We start from the raw sequence: 16,010 nt of genomic DNA, 5'->3' as shown, positions 1-16,010 counted from the left end.
CACGACTACGAGCTTTCGTAGCGCGAGGCCCGCTGCGATGGCGCGAGACTTTCGTCTTCGGCAATGGCGAATGGCGAGGCAATCGATGTTCAGAGAAAAGTTCTCAACCCTGGTCTTCCTGCTCTGCGGCGCGGCGTACTGCCATGCCGCCTCCAGCCTCGAGCTGATCACCGATGCCGAAGCGAAGCTGCCTTCGGCCTATCTCGAGAACAAGCGCGCCGGCCTCACGCGCGGGCCCGGCATCGAGGTCGCGAGCCCGAGTACCGAAGCCGGCCGCGAGGCGGTCGCGCTGAAGATCGGTTTCAAGCCGCGCGGCGGCGTCGTGATCGATCCGAAGACGGTGAAGGTGCAGTACATGAAGGAGCCGGTGGTCGATCTCACCGAGCGCGTGCGGCCCTACATCAGCGACACCGGCATCGCGATCGACGCCGCGCGCGTGCCCGCGGGCGAACACCAGCTGCGCGTGCAGGTCGGCGATGCCGAGGGCCGTGTCAGCAGCAAGTTGATCCAGTTCAAGGCGCAGTAGTCCGCATGGGGGTTGCCGCAATCTCGCCGGACGCGCCGCGCACGGTCGCCTGTCCCTACTGCGCCGAGCCCATCGCCGAGCAGGCGCTGGCTTGCCGGCATTGCGGGCGCGACCTGTTCTTCTTCGCGCCGTTGCGGCGCGAGCTCGAGGCGCTGTCGCGGCGGGTCGCGGAACTCGAGAGTGTGCTGAGTGCCTCGCGCAGCGCGGTGGCGACGTTCGTTGCCGTTCCCGTGGACGCGCCGGTCGCGGCACCGGAAGCAGCCGAGCCCGCGATCCCGCCAACCCCGGCACAACCCCAGCGTCCCGGCATCGGCTCAGTGCTGCTGTTCCTCGTGCTGCCCGTGCTGTGCCTGGTCGCGATGCATGCCGTGACCATCGTGCTGCTCGATCTCAACGAGCTGTTCCTGCGCGTGGCCTCGGTGATCTTGCCGCTGGGCCTGGGCATGCTGTTCGTCGCGCTGTTCAGGGTGCGGCTGCCCTACCAGCTGCTGATGGCCGGGGCCATCGCCGTGCTGTCGGTGCTCGGCATGGCGGCGGTCATCGCCTACACCGACGACGTGCCGCTGATGCCGCAGGGCGCGCGCGAATGGCGCGAGATCCTCTACTACGTGACGAGCATCGCGTTCAGCCACATCACGGGCATCTTCACCGGCCTGCTGGTGTTCCATCGCCGCAACCGCGGCATCGACCGCCTCTCGCACCGACTCGCGAGCGCGCTCACCGACGGTTCGCCCGCACCGGGCAAGGCGCAGCGGCTGCGCCAGTACACCGAGCGCATCCGCGACTTCATCACACTGGTCACGCCGATCGTGACGGCGATCGTGTCGGTGGTCACCGGCATCGTGACCTTGCTCAAGAAGTAGGGAAGCACCGGCCGACCATGGTCAATGTCCTGCACGCGCTGTCGCCGAAGGATGGCGTGCCGTGCCGTGCGCGCTGGCGAGGCTGTGTGTTTCACCTGCCCAAGCCCGCCAAAGGAGGTCCCATGACAGCCAGCACCCGCAGCGCCGAGCACGCAGAGAACACCGAGCCGCTTCCGCGCGAGGAGCCGGAGGTCACCCGCGAGGAGTCGGTGCCGACCGATGGTCGCGACACCGAGGGCGAGAAGCTGATGAAGGAAGTGAAGAATCCAAAGCTCCACGAGGCGGGCCTGGCCGAACACAAGACGCCCGAGAAGGCCGAGGGCGGCAAGAAAGACGCCTGATCCCTCAGTCGAGCACGAGCTGCGTCTGCGTCACCAGCGCGCAGAGCCGCCCGTCGGCATTGGTGACTGAGGTCTGCCAAACCATCGTCGTGCGGCCGCGGTGCAGCGCCACGCAGGTGCCGGTCACGCTCGTGCCCAGCTTCGCGCCCGCGATAAACTTGGTGCTGGAATCGGTGGTGGTCGTGCGTTTGCCCTCGGGCAGGTTCGCGATCGTGCCGACCGCGCCCAGCGTGTCGGCGAAGGCCATGTAGGCGCCGCCGTGCAGGATGCCGCCGGCAGTGCAGAGGTCTGCGCGCACCTCCATCTGCGCCACCACGCGATCGGGTTCGAGCACGGTGAGGCGCACGCCCATCAGGCCGGGAAAGATCGGTTCCAGCAGTTGCTGGAGCGAGGCGAGGTCGTGCATAAGGTCTCCTTGCGTGTGTGTCGATCCTAGCCAGCCGCGGGCGCATCGCCAGGCGGGTTTTCCGCGTCGCTGCGCGCGCGCGGAAAGTGCTTGACCTCCAGTGCACTCGAGCCCTTGCAATGGCGGCGGCCCCGATGGGCCGATGCTTCCACCGCCATTGAAAGGACCTCTCCCGTGACCCATACACCGAGCTCCACGCTGTTTCACAACCCCGCGACCCTGCCGCCACCGGTGGGCTACTCGCACGTGGTGCAGTCCCGGGGCGGCCGCCTCATCCACGTGTCGGGTCAGGCCGCGCGCGACGCCGATGGCGCGCTGGTCGGCGAAGGCGACTTCACCGCGCAGCTGCAGCAGTGCTTCCTCAATATCCAGCACGCGCTCGAAGCCGTGGGCGCGTCAATGGCCGACCTCGTCAAGCTCAACTACTTCTGCGACGAGCGCGTGCCCCAGGTGGACCTGCGCTCGGTGGTCGTCGTGCGCGACCGCTTCGTGAACACGGCTCGGCCGCCGGCCAGCAGCTTCGTGGTGGTCAAGCGCCTGGTGCGGCCCGAGTGGCTGATCGAGATCGAGGCCGTGGCGCACGCCGCCGCGCTCGATGGGAGCGGCGCATGATCGCCGTGCTCGGGCATATCGAGGTCGAGCCGCGGGCCGCCGGGCGCCTGCGGGAACTGGGCATGGCGCTCGAGCGCGCCACGCGCGCGGAGCCGGGCTGTCGCCACTACGCGATCGGGTTCGATGCGCAGGTGGCGGGGCGTGCCTGGCTCAGCGAGCTGTGGGACGACGATGGTGCCTTGCAGGCCCATTTCGAGACGGCCCACATGCAGGCATTCCGTGCCGGACTGTCGGCATTGCCGGGCCTGGCGATCGAAGCGATGCGCTACCGCGTCGAGGCCGGCGAAGCGCTGGTGCGGCGCCCGCGCTCCGACGCGGCGTAGCGTGAGCGTCCCCTCAGGCCATGACCTCGGCCAGCAGGTCCGGGCTCGGCACCAGCCCGCCGCGCTCGATGCGCCCGATGATCTCGTTCACGCGCCGGTGGTAGCGCACATCCACCCCGACCTCCTCGCCACGCCGCGCCACCAGGCCGTTGATGTATTCGGTCTCGGTGCGCCGGCCTTTCTGGATGTCCTGGCCCATCGAGGGCCGCTGGCCGTCGCTGCGCGAGTTCGCCACCTCGAGGATCATGCGCGTGATCGCCTCGCGCGCCGCGGCGTCTTCCTCCGCGCGCGCCAGCAGGTCGAGGTCGAGCCCGCCCACCGGCTCGAGCGCGAGGCCCAGCGCGCGGCCCACGCGGATGCTCGAGCTGCCGAGCCGGATCGTGAGCTCGCGCGCCAGCTCGTTCATGTCGCGCTGCTTGCCGCTCAGGCCCGTGAGCGCGCACACGCCGTTGCGCATCGCGTTGATCGTGAGCTTGGACCAGCGCTCGCCCCAGAGGTTGGTCGTGACCCGGCTGGTGTCGCCATGCGCGAGCAGCGCCGAGATCGCTTCGGCGCGCGGCGTCACGCGCCCGTGCAGCTCGCCCACGCGCATGCCCCACTTCTTCTCGTCGCCCAGCGGCGAGTTGCGCACGATGCGGGCCGGCGCCACCAGCTCCGCCGCCAGCGCGCTCACCGAGCAGCCCAGCGTGCGTTCCCAGCCGGCGATGGCCGCGATGCTGTCCTCGTTGATGCCGTTCTGCAGCGACACCACGCAGCCCGTGGGCGCCAGCAGCGGCAGGATCAGCTGCGTGGCCCAGGCCGTGTCGTAGGACTTCACGGCGATGAAGGCGACGTCGAAGGCCGCTTCGCGCGCGAGCTGCGCCACCTCGCCCACGTGCAGCGCGCGCACCTTCGCATGCACCGCACCCGCGCCGTCCATGCCGTTCATTCCGCTCACGCTCAGGCCATCGCGCCGCATGGCCTCCACGTGTTCGGGCCAGGCGTCGACCAGCGTGGTGTCGACCCCCGCCCTGGCCAGGTGCGCGCCCACATAGCCGCCCACGGCCCCCGCGCCCACGATGCATATCCGCGTCATCCGTTGCTCCTTCTTCGATCGGTTGAAAACGCGAAGCGCGCCGCCAGCCGCCCGAAGGGGAGGGCGCCGCGCCTCAGAGATTGAACGAGCGCGCCTCCGTGCCCAGCTCGGCAGCCGCTGCCTCGAGTTCGCCGCGCAACTGCGCCAGGTGCCGCTCGCCATAGAGCTCGGGCGTGCCGAGCAGGCACAGCGCGGCGAAGGCCTCGCCATCGGCACCGCGCACCGGCGACGCAAAGGCATGGATGCCGGGCACCACGTCGCCGAGGTTCACGCCGAAGCCGTGCCGGTCGGAGCGTTCGCGCATGCGCTGCAGCGACGCTAGCCGCCCGGAGCCGCAGCGCGCCACTTCCTGCGCCACGTTGTCGAGCAGCACCGCGCGCGCCTGCGCCGCGTCCAGCGTCTGCAGGATCGCGACCCCGCCCGCCGTGGTGAACAGCGGCCGGCGCGCGCCCGGGTAGAGCACCGAGCCGGTCAGCGGAAGCTGGCCCTGGCGCACGCTGCACACGAGCTCGTTGCCGCTGCGCAGCAGCAGCACCGCGATGCCGCGCAGGCGGCGCGCGAAGGCCTCGAGCAGCACTTCGGCGCGGCGCTGGAACAGCAGGTGGTCGGGCAGCGCCAGTCCCAGCTCGTGCATCAGCGGGCCCGGCAGGTAGTGACGGTCGGCCGCGCGCTGCGTCACCAGCCGTTCCTCGACCATGCAGGCGAGCATGCGGTGCACGGTCGCCTTGTCGAGCTCGCAGGCCATGGCCAGGTCGGACAGCCGCCAGCCGAACTGCGGCCGCGAGGCGACCACGCGCATCAGCTTGATCGCGCGGCCCAGGCTGCGCGTGCCGGGGCGTTCGGTGGCGCTGGGTGCGTCCTGGAGGGTCGGCTGGTCGATGTCCATGGGCGGTGCTTCCTCGGGCAGATGCGGGGGAGGCCTACCGGACAGGGGCGCGGCGGGCGCGAACCATGCATTCTGCGATGGAGCGATGCGCGCGATCAGGGACGACGCCGCGGCCCGCTCCTCAGTCGCCGTCGAAGCCATAGAGCCGCGCCGGGTTGTCGACGAGGATGCGATCGAAAGTCCGCGCGTCCGGCGACCACTGCCGCAACTGCGCGAGCACGCCGGCGTTGTCGACCTCGTGCGGCGCGCTGACCTCGGTGGCCGAGGCGGCCGCGTCCGGCCGCGGATGCGGCCAGTCGCTGCCCCACAGCATGCGTTCGGGGTTGCAGCCGATGAAGCGGCGCGCCAGCGCTTCCATGTCGGCATGGCCGGGCATCGTGCTGCAGCGGTAGGGCGCCGAGAGCTTGACGTAGGCCTTCCCCTCCTCGACGAGCGCGAGCACCGCGGCCAGCGCCGGCGTGTCGAGGCCGTCCACCGCCTGCGCGCCCGCGTAGTGATCGAGCACCACCGGCACCGGCAGTTCGCGGATCGCCGCGGCGCAATCGGCCAGCAGCGGCAGGTTCGCATAGACCTGCACATGCCAGCCCAGCGGCGCCACGCGTTCGGCCGTGCGCCGGAGTTGCGCGGTGGCGCGGCGGGCATCGCCCTCGCGGTCGATCTCGAGGTTGACGCGCACGCCGCGCACGCCAGCGGCGTCCAGCATCCGCAGCTGCGTGTCGGTGGTGGCGTCGTCGATCACCGCCACGCCGCGTGCCCGCGCCGGGCCCAGTTGTCGCAGTGCCTGCAGCGTCGCCGCGTTGTCGAGCCCGTAGACGCTGGGCTGCACGATCACCACGCGCGCGATGCCGAGCGCGTCGTGCCATTGCGCCAGCGCCTCGATCGATGCCGGCGGCGGCGTGTAGCGGCGCGCGGGCAGCAAGGGAAACTCGCGCTCGTCGAGGAAGACGTGCGTGTGGCAGTCGCAGGCGCCGGGCGGAAGCTGCGGCGAAAGCCGCTGTGTCGAGGATGTCGTCATGCTGCGTTGGACGATAGCCGTCCGGCCCGCGCCCCGGCCCGATCGCGGGCAGCGGAATTTCATGGGTTGAACTTTCGCGCTCCGCCCCGAGCGCACGCCGCGGGGGTGCTCGATATTCTGCGCAGGGCCCGGGCAAGCCCGCCGCGGACATCGCAGAACAACGGAGACGACATGCCACCCTTCATTTCGCGCAAGACCTTCCTTCGCCGGCTGGCCGGATCGCTCGCGCTGGCCCTCGGGCCCGCCGCGGCGCTGGCCCAGGGCTTTCCCGCCAAGCCCGTGACCCTCGTGGTCCCGTTCGTGGCGGGCAGCCCGACCGACATCGTCGCGCGCGCCTTCGCCAGCGAGTTCTCGCTCGCGCTCAACACGCCGGTGCTGGTGGACAACAAGCCCGGCGCCAACCAGACCATCGCCGGCAGCTACGTGTCGCGCGCGGCGCCCGACGGCTACACCCTGTTCTTCGCCAACCTGCCGGCCGTGGTCGCGCCCTCGCTGCGCGCCAGCCTGCCCTACCAGGGCGTGGGCGACTTCGCGCCGGTGTCCGATGTGCTGACCATCGGCTTCATGCTCGTGACCGCGCCCCACGTGCCGGCCACCACGCTCAAGGAGTTCGTCGCGCTGCTCAAGGCCGATCCGTCGAAGTACTCCTATGGCTCCTCGGGCATCTCGACGGCGATCCACCTGATGGCCGAGATGTTCAACAAGGAGCTCGGCGTCAAGACCCTGCACGTGCCCTACAAGGGAGCCAACCAGGTCCAGCTCGACCTCATGAGCGACCGCGTGACCTACGCCTTCCTGCCGACCGGCACCATGGACTACGTGCGCGCCGGCAAGCTGAAGGCCTTCGGCCTGGCCGCCAGCCAACGCGACCCGGCCTATCCCGAGCTGCCCACCATGGAGGAGTCGGGCATGCCGGGCTTCAAGGCCACGGTCAACTTCGTGCTCGTCGGCCCGAAGAAAACGCCGAGCGACGTGCTCGCCAAGCTCAATGCCGCCGCCAACAAGGTCGTGGCCAGCGACGCCTTCTACGGCAAGGTCAAGCCCGTGGGCGGTGTCGAGCTGTCGCGGCCCGCGACCACGGCGCAGGTCGGCGCGCACATCGCGGCGGAGGAGGCGCGCTGGAATGCGCTGATCAAGCGGGCCGATATCCAGCTCGAATGAAGTGCCGGGTCGTAGTCTTCAGAACGTGAGCCAGCGCGTCGTGACGCGCGCGTAGCCGGAGAGTTGGCCGACATTCGCGCCGTTAGTGCCTTTTCGATGTTCACGTCGTTCACGGCGTGCTCCTTCTCAACCGCCCGCGGCCTCGACGATCACGCGCGCGGCCGCCGCGGGCTGCGAGGTCATCACCACGTGCGAGGCGCCCTTGACCACCACGGTCTTCTTCGCATGCGCGCGCTCGGCCATGAAGGCCATCGCGGCCGGCGGAATGTTCTTGTCGCGGTCGCCGTAGACGAACCACGAGGGCACCGACTTCCAGGCCGGCGTCTGCGCGGGCTCGTTGAGCGCGACCTCGGCGATCGGGCGCTGGCCGACGGCCATCAGGCGCGCCTGGGCCAGCGGCACGTCGGCGGCGAACTGCGCGGGAAACTTGTCCTGGTCGATGTAGAGGTCCTTGCCGCCATCGGCCAGCGGCACCGGCGGCGCCAGCGTCGGGCCGAGCGTGCTGCCCGGGAATTTGCCGGTGAGGCCGAGCGCGGTTTCGCCGGCCTCGGGCGCGAAGGCCGCCACGTAGACCAGTGCCTTCACGTTGGTCTTGCCGTTGGCGGCCGCCGTGATCACCGAGCCGCCGTACGAGTGGCCCACGAGCACCACCGGTCCCTTCACCGCATCGACCACGGCGGCGACCGAGGCCGCGTCGGAAGCCGGGCCGCGCAGCGGATTGGCGGCCGCGATCACGGGGTAGTGGCGCTTCTGCAGATCGCGCACCACGCCGTCCCAGCTCGAGGAATCGGCGAAGGCGCCATGCACCAGCACGATGGTGGGCTTGGGCGGCTGCGCGCCGGGCGCGGGCTGCGCGAAGGTGGCCAGCGGCGCGAGGGCGGCGAGGCCGAAGGCGGCGGCGAGGAGGGGGGCGCCGAGGCGGCGGGAGATCGGGGTCATGGTGTTTTCCTTGCTTGATTGAACGGGGAGGGTGGTCGGCATTGGCCGATGGCGCTGAATCTAGGGGCGCCGCCACGAGGGCCCGCCGGCCTCTGTATGCCTGTGTGTCCAGGCGGCCCACGAGCACATTACTTTTCATGCCGCGACGACAAAAACCCGCTTCCGCGCCATCGCCTAACAACGCCTAACACCCGCCAACGCCAGTCGCCGCTCTCGCGCGGCCAGCGCGGTTCCAATCGAGGCCGTCAGTCGGAAGCAGCCGGCAGGAGGCTCACACCATGCAGGATCAGGAACTCGGGACACGTGACAGCGCGGCGGCGTCCGATCCCCCCGAAGGACCGGCCCATCCGCCGGAAATGCGGTTCCAGGACTTTCGCGAACTCAGCGGCGGCATGCCGCGGCTCGAACGCGCGCGCGCGGGCGCCGGGCCCACCTCGCTGGTCGCGGGCCGGGGCCAGGCCACGCCAGCCGCGGCGGCATTGCTGCAGCGCGAGTACGGCTTGCGCCATGTGCTGCGCGAGGACTGGGCCGCGCTCCCCGTCGCGCTGATGCCGCACGGCGAAGGCGCGCTGCTGGTGCTGCGCGACCCGGGTGGCGAGACCCTGCGCGGCAGCGCCCCGCGCGCCAGCGACACGGCCGCCTTCCTCGATCTCGCGCTGCGCCTGGTCGCCGCCGTCGGCGCGATGCACGCGGCCGGCGTGCTGCACCGCGCGATCACGCCCGACCGCCTGCTGCTCGCGACCGACGGCCGGGCCTGCCTCACCGGTTTCGGCCATGCCGTCACGATGTCGGACGCCGAGGCCGCGCCCGATCACGATGAGGCCGCCTGGGACGAGGACTGCTTCCACTACATGGCGCCCGAGCTGGGCGCGCGCATGAACCTGCGCGTGGACGCGCGCGCCGATCTCTATTCGCTGGGCTGCGTGCTCTACGAGCTGCTGACGGGCCGCCCGCCGTTCCAGGGCGAGGATGCCGCGGCGCGCGTCCATGCGCATGCGACCCGCACCGCGCGCGCGCCGGGCGAGCTGGTGGCCGATGTGCCCGAACAGTTCTCGCTGCTGATCATGAAGCTGCTCGAGAAAGCGCCCGAGCAGCGCTACGCGGACGCCGCCGGCGTGCTGGCCGATCTGCGCCGCTGCGACACCCTGCTGCGCGAGCGCGGCGGCATCCCGCGCTTCGCGCTCGATGCCCACTCGGCGCTGCGCCGGCTGCCACGCCTCACGCGCGTGCTGGGCCGCGATGCCGAGCTCGAGGCCCTGCTCGCGCTGTACCGCGGCGTTGCGCTCGATGCGCGCTCGCGCGTGGCCTGGGTCTCGGGCCACTCGGGCATCGGCAAGTCCACGCTGCTGCGCGAAGCCATGCTGCGCATGCAGCAGTCGTGCGCACCGCTGCTGGCCACGGCCAAGAGCGAGGAGGGGCGCCGCGGCCGGCCCTATGCGCTGGTGGTCGACGTGCTCGAGCAGTTGCTGCAGTTCGTGCTCGGTTGCGCCGAGGACGAGTTCGCGCTCTGGCGCCGCCGCATCGCCGCCGCGGCCAAGCCGGTCGACCGCACGCTCGCGGGCCTGCTGCCCGCGCTCGCCGTCGTGCTTGGCGCGCAGCCCGAGCCGCCCGATGCGCCCGACGCCGCCCCCGGCCTCGAGCGCGAACGCGTGCTGCAGGGCATGGCGCGGCTGCTGGCCTGCTTCGCGAGTTCGGCGCGGCCGCTCGTGATCCTGCTCGACGACCTGCAATGGGCCGATGCCGGCACCCTGCAGGTGCTCGAGCGCCTGCTGCACCAGCACGAGGACGCGGCCCTGCTGCTGGTGGGCGCCTACCGCGCGGGCGAGGTGGCCGAGGACCATCCGCTGCGCGCCGGCCCGCTCGCGCAGGTGCCCGGCGCCGCGCGCATCGAACTCGGCCCGCTCGACGAAGCCGCGCTGCGCGAGATGATCGCGCAGGCGCTGCAGCAGGCACCCGCCGAGGTCGACGAACTGGCACGCGCCATCGGCCACAAGACCGGGCGCAATCCGCTCTTTGCGCACCACCTGTTGCACCTGCTGGCCGACGACGGCGTGCTTGTCTACGACGCGGACAGCGCCTCATGGCGCTGGAGCCTCGAGCGCCTCGCCTCGCACCCGGGCGTGGACAACGTGGCCGAGCTGATGGCGCGCCGCTTCGAGCTGCTGCCCGCGTCCGCGCAATCGGCGCTGCGCGTCATGGCCTGCCTTGGCCACCGCGCCTCGGCCGAGTCGCTCGCGGTCGCCATGGGCCTGGCGCCCGGCCCCGAGTCGGCCCGTGTGCTCGATGCGGTGCTCGAACCCGCGCTCGAGGCCGGCAGCGTGCACCGCGAGGGCGAGGACTGGGTGTTCTGGCACGACCGCATCCGCGAAGCCGCCTACCTCTCGCTCGCGGCCGGCGAGCGTCCGGGCCTGCACCTTCAGATCGTGCGCCGCCAGCTCGCGCATCAGGGCACGCACCAGGGCACGGATCAGGGCGCGCCGTCGCAGCGCTTCACGCTCGCCGTGCAGGCCAGCCTCGCGCGACCGGCCGTCGACGCGCCCGAGGAGCGGCGGGCCTTCGCGCGGCTCAACCTCGAGGCCGGCCGGCAGGCCAAGGCCGCCACCGCCCATCACTCGGCGCTCGGCTTCTTCCGCGCCGCGCTGGCCTTCCTGGGCGAAGACGATGCGAGCGAAGATGGCCTGCATGCGCGCGCCCTGTGCGGCGAGGCCGAGTTCATGACCGGTGCGCTCGAGCTGGCCGAGGCACGTTTGGCGGCCCTGGAGCAGGTCGCGGGCGAGGGCATCTTCGGCGCCGATCTCACGCGCCTGCGCGCGGCGCTCTACACCACGCTGGGCCGCTTCGACCGCGCGCTCGACGTCGGCCTGGCCTTCCTGCGCAAGGCCGGCATCGAGCTGCCGCGCCAGCCCGATGCCGCCGCGGTGGACCGCGAGCATGCGGCCCTGCGAAGCTGGATCGAGCGCCACGGCATGGCCGCCTTTCGGCAACTGCCGATCGTGGCCGACCCGCTGCGCCGTGCCATCACCGACATCTTTGCCGACCTGATCCCGCCCGCGCTCTACACCGACCAGAACCTGGTCGACCTGATCCTGCTGCACATGGCGCGGCTGGGCATCGCGCACGGCCATGCCGATGCCTCGGCCGACGGCTACGTCTGCATGACGCAGGTGTTCGGCGTGCGCTACGGCGACTACGCCACGGCGCGCGAGTTCGGCGCGCTCGCGCTGCACCTGGTCGACGAGCGCGGCCTCGCGCGCTACCGCGGCCGGGTCTACATGACCTTCGGCACCATGGTCGTTCCGTGGTCGCAGCCCGCGCGCGCCGCGCGCGACTACATCCGGCGCGCCTACGAGCTCGCCGTGGCGAGCGGCGACCACACCTTCGCGATCTACTGCGGGCGCAACCAGGCCACGGGCATGCTGTTCGCGGGCGAGCTGCTGGGCGACGTGCGCGACACGGTCGAGCGCGGCCTGGCGATCGCGCGCGACGCGAACTTCCAGCTCGTGATCGATGCGCTGCTCGCGCAGAAGCAGCTGCTGTCGCAATTGCAGGACGGCAGCGACGGCGACCCGCAGGCGCAGCCGCGCGTGCCGCGCGAGGGCGATCCCGCCACGCTCGTGGACTTCGCGTTCTGGGTCTACCGCCTGCAGGCCGCGCTGCTGTTCGGCCGGCTCGGCGAGGCACTCGAGGCGCGCCGCCGCGCCGAGGCCTGCGCCGATTCGGCACGTACCTTCGCCGAGAGCGGCGACCTGCCGTTCTACGGCGCGCTGGCACTGCTCGCGCTGCCCGAACGCAACGCCGCGCAACAGGCCGCGCTGCGGCGCGACCTGGCCCAGCTCGAGACCTGGGCCCTGGCCTGCCCCGGCAACTTCCTCGCGCGGCACGAACTGGTGCGCGCGGAGCGCCTGCGCATCGACGGCGATCCAGCGGCCGCGGTCGAGGCCTATGCGCGCGCCGTGACGCATGCGCGCCGCCACGGCTTCACGCAGGTGGAGGCCCTGGCGGCCGAACGCGCCGGTGCCTTCCATGCGGCGCGTGGCGACGAGCTGTCGGCCTACGGCAACCTGCGGCATGCGCGCGGCGCCTGGCAGCGCTGGGGCGCCATGGCCAAGGTGCGGCTGCTGCAGGCCGAGTACCCGGGCCTGTTCGAGAGCGACGATCAAGTGGGCGCCGGCAGCCGGTTGCAGGCGCTCGATGCGCAGGCCGTGCTGCGCATCTCGAACGCGCTGGCCGGCGAGATCGTGCCCGAGCGCCTGGTCGACACCCTGCTGCGCACCGCGCTCGAGAACGCCGGTGCCGAGCAGGGCACGCTCGCGCTGCTGCGCGAGGAGGCCTGGCAACTGCGCGCCCGGGCCTCGGTGGTCGACGGCACGATCGCGGTCACGCACAAGGCCGCGGCCTTCGGCCCCGAGGTTCTGCCGCTCGGCATCGTGCAGGCCGTCGCGCGCACCCAGCAGCACATGGTGATCGACGATGCGCGCGAGAACGCTTCGCTCGCACAGGACGACTACATCCGCCGGCGCCGGCCGCGCTCGGTGTTGTGCGTGCCGCTGATGCGCCATGCGCGCCTGGTCGGCGTGCTCTACCTCGAGAACAACCTCGCCTCGCACGTGTTCACCCCGGCCAAGGCCGAGGTGCTCGAGGTGATCGCCTCGCAGGCCGCCTTCGCGCTCGAGAACGCGCGCCTGTACGAAGAGCTGCTCGACCAGAACCGGCAGCGCGCCCGCGCCGAGGAGCAGTTGCGCGGCGCCCTCACCGACCTCGAGCGCGCGACCCGGCTCAAGGCCATGGGCGAGCTGGTCGCGTCGATCGTGCACGAGGTCGGCCAGCCGATCGCCGCCGTCGACACCTCCGCGAGCGCCGCGTTGCGCTGGCTCGACCGCAGCCCGCCCGACATCGCCGAGGCGCGCGAGATGCTCGCCCACATCGGCAAGAGCGCGCTGCGCGCGCGCAGCATCATCCAGGCCCTGCGCGCCAAGGCACGCAATGCCGAGCCGCGGCTCGCGGCCTTCGACCTCAACGAGGCGCTGCGCGAAGCCGCCGTGCTGGTGGCCGGCCCGCTCGACACGCTCGGCGTGGCGCTCGAGCTTCGCGGCCTGGAGGCGGTCGTGCTCGTGCACGGCGACCGCGTGCAGCTGCAGCAGGTGGTGGTCAACCTGCTGATGAACGGCGCCGAGGCCATGGCGTTGCTGCCGCCGGGTCCGCGTCCGCTGTGCCTGAGCTGCAGCGCCGATGGCGAGGGCCGCGTGCGCGTGGCCGTGGACGACGCCGGCACCGGCATCGGCGAAGACACGGGCGAGCACCTGCTGAAGCCGCTGTTCACGACCAAGCCCGACGGCATGGGCATGGGCCTGGCGATCTGCAAGTCGATCCTCGACGCGCACGGCGGCACCTTGTCGCTGTCGCGGCGCGAGCCCGCGGGCACGCGCGCCCTCTTCACCTTGCCCCTGTCCGAACCCGGCCTCGCTCCATGACCTCTTCCCACAACCTTCCCGCCAGATCCCCGGGCGCCCCGCTGGCCGGCGACGCGCGCGTGGTCTTCGTCGTCGACGACGACGACCTGGTGCGCGCCGCCATCGGCAGCCTGCTGCGCTCGGTCGACCTCGAGGTGCGCGCCTTCGCCACCACCGAGGAGTTCCAGGCCGCGCCGCGTGCGCCCGGGCCCTCGTGCCTGGTGCTCGACGTGCGCCTGCGCGGCCAGAGCGGCCTTGCGTTCCAGCAGGCCCTGCGAGAGGCCGGCCGGCCGCACATGCCGATCATCTTCATGACCGGCCATGGCGACATCGCGATGACCGTGCGCGCCATGAAGGCCGGCGCCGTCGACTTCCTCACCAAGCCCTTTCGCGACCAGGACATGCTCGACGCCGTGGCCGCCGCGCTCGATGCCGATGCGAAGCGGCTCGACACCGACCGCGCGCTCCGGGCCGCGCGCGACTGCTGGGCCCTGCTCACGCCGCGCGAGCGCGAGGTGGTGCAGCACGTGGCCTCGGGCCTCATGAACAAGCAGATCGCCGACCGCATGGGCATTGCCGAGATCACCGCGAAGATCCACCGCGGCCAGGCCATGCGCAAGATGGAGTCGCGCTCGGTCGCCGAGCTGGTGCGCAAGATGGAAGCGCTCGGCGTCGTGCAGGGCCTGCCGCGCGCGCAGCCGGCCGTCGCGCACCATACCTAGAGATGATGGCGCCGCGCCGTGACGCCGGTATTCTGCAAGCCCGGGTCGTGCCCGCGTGTCCTGCGCCATCGTCCCAAGCCCGGTAGAGAACGGGAAGCCTCTTGTCCCTGTCAGCCATCGATCTCGTTTCCATCGTCGACGACGACCCCTTCGTGCGCGCCGCCACCAGCAGCCTGGTGCGCTCGTTCGGCTGGGAGGCGCGCGCGTTCGAATCGGCAGCGGACTTCCTGGCCTCGGGCCTGCAGCGGCAGACCCGCTGCCTCGTGTGCGACATCCGCATGGCGACCATGGACGGCATCGAACTGCTCGAGCGCCTCGACCGCGATGGCCTGCGCGTGCCCACGCTGTTCATCACCGCCTATGCCTCGGCGCACACGCGCGATCGCGTGCGTGCCAGCACCGCGCTGTGCCTGATCGAGAAGCCGATCGACGCCGCCGAACTCGAGGCCTGGATCCGGCAAGCGCTCGCACTGCGCTGAGGCGCGTCGCCCGCGCCATCGTCTCTTGTCGCGCCAGCCGCGCGCATGCCGGGGGCAAACCTTCGTAGGGGTTGGGCGAACGCTGGTGCGATGGTGGGCAGCCCACCTCGCGTGATGTCATCGCTTCCATGCCGGCCGGTGCGTCGGCGACAGGAGATTCCAGATGACCCGCAGCCTTCAGACCCCCATCGCCCTCGTATCCGAACCACCCGCCAAGGCGATCCCGCGCACGCAGGGCCTGGCCTTGTACGCCGCCCGCGCGCTGGCACTCGCCGCCCTCGGCCAGAACACGCACGCCGCCACGCTCGCGCCCATGGTCTGCGGCATCGACGACGGCCTGCTGTGGATCCTCGGCGTGTCGGTGCTCGTCGTGCTCGCGCTGATCGGCGCCTTCCTCGGCCTCGAGGTCCTGGCCTATCGCGCCGGCGCCGTGCGCATCGCCCGCGCCCTCGAGTCGCACGGCGGCGATGCCCGCATGCCCGAACTGCCCGAGAGCGGCCCGCGCGCCATCGCGCGCCTGGCACGCGCCATCAACAAGGGCCGGCGCCGCCGCGTCGAGCGCGAGGCCGAGCACCTCGACGTGCAGGCCGCCTATGCCCACGACCTGCGCACCCCGCTCACCCGCATGGGCCTGCGCTGCGAGATGCTCGCCGACCCCGCGCTGCGCGAAGCAATGCAGCGCGATCTTGCCGAGATGCAGGAACTGGTCGAGGCCAGCGTCGCCAGCGCGCGCATGCAGCGCAGCGTGGCCGAGCCGCTGCAGCGCGTCGACGCCGACGGCCTGCTCGACAACCTCGTGCGCGGCTATCGCGACGCCGGCCGCGCCATCGCACTCGACGGCCGCATCGGCCAGCCCGTGGTCGCCTGCCCGCTAGCGCTGCGGCGCGTGCTGGCGAACCTGATCGACAACGCGTTGCGTTATGGCAGCGACGTGCGGGTGTGCGCGCACGTCGATGCGCAACGGCTGGTGCTGGCGGTGGTGGATTCGGGACCGGGGATCAAGCCGGCGCAGATCGATGCGGTGTTCGCGCCGTGGGTGCGGGGGCGGCAGGGGCAGGAGGACAAGCCTGGGTCGGGGCTTGGGCTGGCGATTGCGCGGCGGTTGGCGCGGTCGATGCAGGGGGAGTTGTTGTTGCGGAACCGGCGCAGTGGGGGGGTGGAGGCGCGGTTGACGTTGCCGTTGGTGGTGGCGTGAGAGGCGAGCAAAACAGA

Annotated in this window: 15 protein-coding genes; 10 read left to right on the top strand and 5 right to left on the bottom strand. The window is 71.7% G+C overall.

All coding sequences use genetic code 11. The features are described 5' to 3' along the window. Positions 1-85 precede the first annotated feature (85 nt). Genes AC1HIL_RS35825 through AC1HIL_RS35815 form a run of 3 tightly spaced genes read left to right on the top strand, consistent with a single transcriptional unit; the run spans position 86 to position 1,730 of the window. Positions 86-526, top strand: coding sequence for a hypothetical protein (locus tag AC1HIL_RS35825; RefSeq protein ID WP_057598166.1), 441 nt, complete (start codon positions 86-88; stop codon positions 524-526). A 5-nt stretch (positions 527-531) separates the two neighbouring features. Continuing rightward, positions 532-1,389: a zinc ribbon domain-containing protein gene (locus AC1HIL_RS35820; protein ID WP_479668851.1), complete on the top strand. Its 858-nt coding sequence runs from the start codon at positions 532-534 to the stop codon at positions 1,387-1,389. A 17-nt stretch (positions 1,390-1,406) separates the two neighbouring features. Beyond that, on the top strand, positions 1,407-1,730 hold the full coding sequence (locus tag AC1HIL_RS35815) for a hypothetical protein (protein ID WP_479668852.1): 324 nt from the start codon (positions 1,407-1,409) through the stop codon (positions 1,728-1,730). Positions 1,731-1,734: 4 nt separating this feature from the next. On the opposite strand, the gene AC1HIL_RS35810 is transcribed toward AC1HIL_RS35815, so the two are convergent. Then, entirely contained in the window at positions 1,735-2,136 is a 402-nt protein-coding gene (locus tag AC1HIL_RS35810) for a PaaI family thioesterase (RefSeq protein ID WP_479668853.1), read from the bottom strand. Positions 2,137-2,310: 174 nt separating this feature from the next. Here AC1HIL_RS35810 and AC1HIL_RS35805 point away from each other — a divergent pair, with 174 nt between their 5' ends. Next, positions 2,311-2,748, top strand: a complete 438-nt coding sequence (locus AC1HIL_RS35805) for a RidA family protein (protein ID WP_479668854.1) — start codon at positions 2,311-2,313, stop codon at positions 2,746-2,748. After that, on the top strand, positions 2,745-3,071 hold the full coding sequence (locus AC1HIL_RS35800; protein ID WP_479668855.1) for a putative quinol monooxygenase: 327 nt from the start codon (positions 2,745-2,747) through the stop codon (positions 3,069-3,071). The genes AC1HIL_RS35805 and AC1HIL_RS35800 overlap by 4 nt, the downstream gene beginning before the upstream one ends. A gap of 13 nt (positions 3,072-3,084) precedes the next feature. Here AC1HIL_RS35800 and AC1HIL_RS35795 read toward each other — a convergent pair whose 3' ends face one another. The 3 genes from AC1HIL_RS35795 to AC1HIL_RS35785 form a co-directional block, all read right to left on the bottom strand. Continuing rightward, positions 3,085-4,146 carry a ketopantoate reductase family protein gene (locus tag AC1HIL_RS35795; RefSeq protein WP_479668856.1) on the bottom strand — a complete coding sequence of 354 codons (1,062 nt, stop codon included), beginning with the start codon at positions 4,144-4,146 and terminating at the stop codon, positions 3,085-3,087. 73 nt (positions 4,147-4,219) lie between these two features. Then, positions 4,220-5,032, bottom strand: a complete 813-nt coding sequence (locus AC1HIL_RS35790) for an IclR family transcriptional regulator (RefSeq protein ID WP_479668857.1) — start codon at positions 5,030-5,032, stop codon at positions 4,220-4,222. A gap of 121 nt (positions 5,033-5,153) precedes the next feature. Then, entirely contained in the window at positions 5,154-6,047 is an 894-nt protein-coding gene (locus AC1HIL_RS35785) for an amidohydrolase family protein (RefSeq protein ID WP_479668858.1), read from the bottom strand. A gap of 171 nt (positions 6,048-6,218) precedes the next feature. Here AC1HIL_RS35785 and AC1HIL_RS35780 point away from each other — a divergent pair, with 171 nt between their 5' ends. Then, positions 6,219-7,208, top strand: a complete 990-nt coding sequence (locus tag AC1HIL_RS35780) for a Bug family tripartite tricarboxylate transporter substrate binding protein (RefSeq protein WP_479668859.1) — start codon at positions 6,219-6,221, stop codon at positions 7,206-7,208. Positions 7,209-7,334: 126 nt separating this feature from the next. On the opposite strand, the gene AC1HIL_RS35775 is transcribed toward AC1HIL_RS35780, so the two are convergent. Next, a complete protein-coding gene (locus AC1HIL_RS35775) occupies positions 7,335-8,147 on the bottom strand; it encodes an alpha/beta fold hydrolase (protein WP_479668860.1) in 813 nt (270 codons plus the stop codon). Between the two features lie 356 nt (positions 8,148-8,503). On the opposite strand from AC1HIL_RS35775, the gene AC1HIL_RS35770 reads away from it, so the two are divergent. The 4 genes from AC1HIL_RS35770 (at position 8,504) to AC1HIL_RS35755 (ending at position 15,993) form a co-directional block, all read left to right on the top strand. Beyond that, a complete protein-coding gene (locus AC1HIL_RS35770; protein WP_479668861.1) occupies positions 8,504-13,618 on the top strand; it encodes a trifunctional serine/threonine-protein kinase/ATP-binding protein/sensor histidine kinase in 5,115 nt (1,704 codons plus the stop codon). Next, positions 13,615-14,319, top strand: coding sequence for a response regulator transcription factor (locus AC1HIL_RS35765; RefSeq protein ID WP_479668862.1), 705 nt, complete (start codon positions 13,615-13,617; stop codon positions 14,317-14,319). Before AC1HIL_RS35770 ends, AC1HIL_RS35765 begins: the two co-directional genes overlap by 4 nt. Positions 14,320-14,420: 101 nt before the next feature. After that, on the top strand, positions 14,421-14,798 hold the full coding sequence (locus AC1HIL_RS35760) for a response regulator transcription factor (RefSeq protein WP_479668863.1): 378 nt from the start codon (positions 14,421-14,423) through the stop codon (positions 14,796-14,798). A 163-nt stretch (positions 14,799-14,961) separates the two neighbouring features. After that, positions 14,962-15,993 carry an ATP-binding protein gene (locus tag AC1HIL_RS35755; RefSeq protein WP_479668864.1) on the top strand — a complete coding sequence of 344 codons (1,032 nt, stop codon included), beginning with the start codon at positions 14,962-14,964 and terminating at the stop codon, positions 15,991-15,993. Positions 15,994-16,010 lie beyond the last annotated feature (17 nt).

The sequence above is a fragment of the Variovorax sp. ISS6 genome (assembly GCF_056523145.1).
The sequence above is the reverse complement of the archived record's forward strand: the minus strand, read 5'-3'. Positions and strand labels throughout refer to the sequence as shown.

Bases quoted from the DNA above. Each gene is read 5' to 3' on its own strand.
- AC1HIL_RS35820 (WP_479668851.1), top strand. From the start codon at position 532: ATGGGGGTTGCCGCAATCTCGCCGGACGCGCCGCGCACGGTCGCCTGT.
- AC1HIL_RS35810 (WP_479668853.1), bottom strand. From the start codon at position 2,136: ATGCACGACCTCGCCTCGCTCCAGCAACTGCTGGAACCGATCTTTCCC.
- AC1HIL_RS35755 (WP_479668864.1), top strand. From the start codon at position 14,962: ATGACCCGCAGCCTTCAGACCCCCATCGCCCTCGTATCCGAACCACCC.
- AC1HIL_RS35775 (WP_479668860.1), bottom strand. From the start codon at position 8,147: ATGACCCCGATCTCCCGCCGCCTCGGCGCCCCCCTCCTCGCCGCCGCC.
- AC1HIL_RS35825 (WP_057598166.1), top strand. From the start codon at position 86: ATGTTCAGAGAAAAGTTCTCAACCCTGGTCTTCCTGCTCTGCGGCGCG.
- AC1HIL_RS35815 (WP_479668852.1), top strand. From the start codon at position 1,407: ATGGTCAATGTCCTGCACGCGCTGTCGCCGAAGGATGGCGTGCCGTGC.
- AC1HIL_RS35770 (WP_479668861.1), top strand. From the start codon at position 8,504: ATGCGGTTCCAGGACTTTCGCGAACTCAGCGGCGGCATGCCGCGGCTC.
- AC1HIL_RS35765 (WP_479668862.1), top strand. From the start codon at position 13,615: ATGACCTCTTCCCACAACCTTCCCGCCAGATCCCCGGGCGCCCCGCTG.
- AC1HIL_RS35795 (WP_479668856.1), bottom strand. From the start codon at position 4,146: ATGACGCGGATATGCATCGTGGGCGCGGGGGCCGTGGGCGGCTATGTG.
- AC1HIL_RS35780 (WP_479668859.1), top strand. From the start codon at position 6,219: ATGCCACCCTTCATTTCGCGCAAGACCTTCCTTCGCCGGCTGGCCGGA.
- AC1HIL_RS35800 (WP_479668855.1), top strand. From the start codon at position 2,745: ATGATCGCCGTGCTCGGGCATATCGAGGTCGAGCCGCGGGCCGCCGGG.
- AC1HIL_RS35785 (WP_479668858.1), bottom strand. From the start codon at position 6,047: ATGACGACATCCTCGACACAGCGGCTTTCGCCGCAGCTTCCGCCCGGC.
- AC1HIL_RS35790 (WP_479668857.1), bottom strand. From the start codon at position 5,032: ATGGACATCGACCAGCCGACCCTCCAGGACGCACCCAGCGCCACCGAA.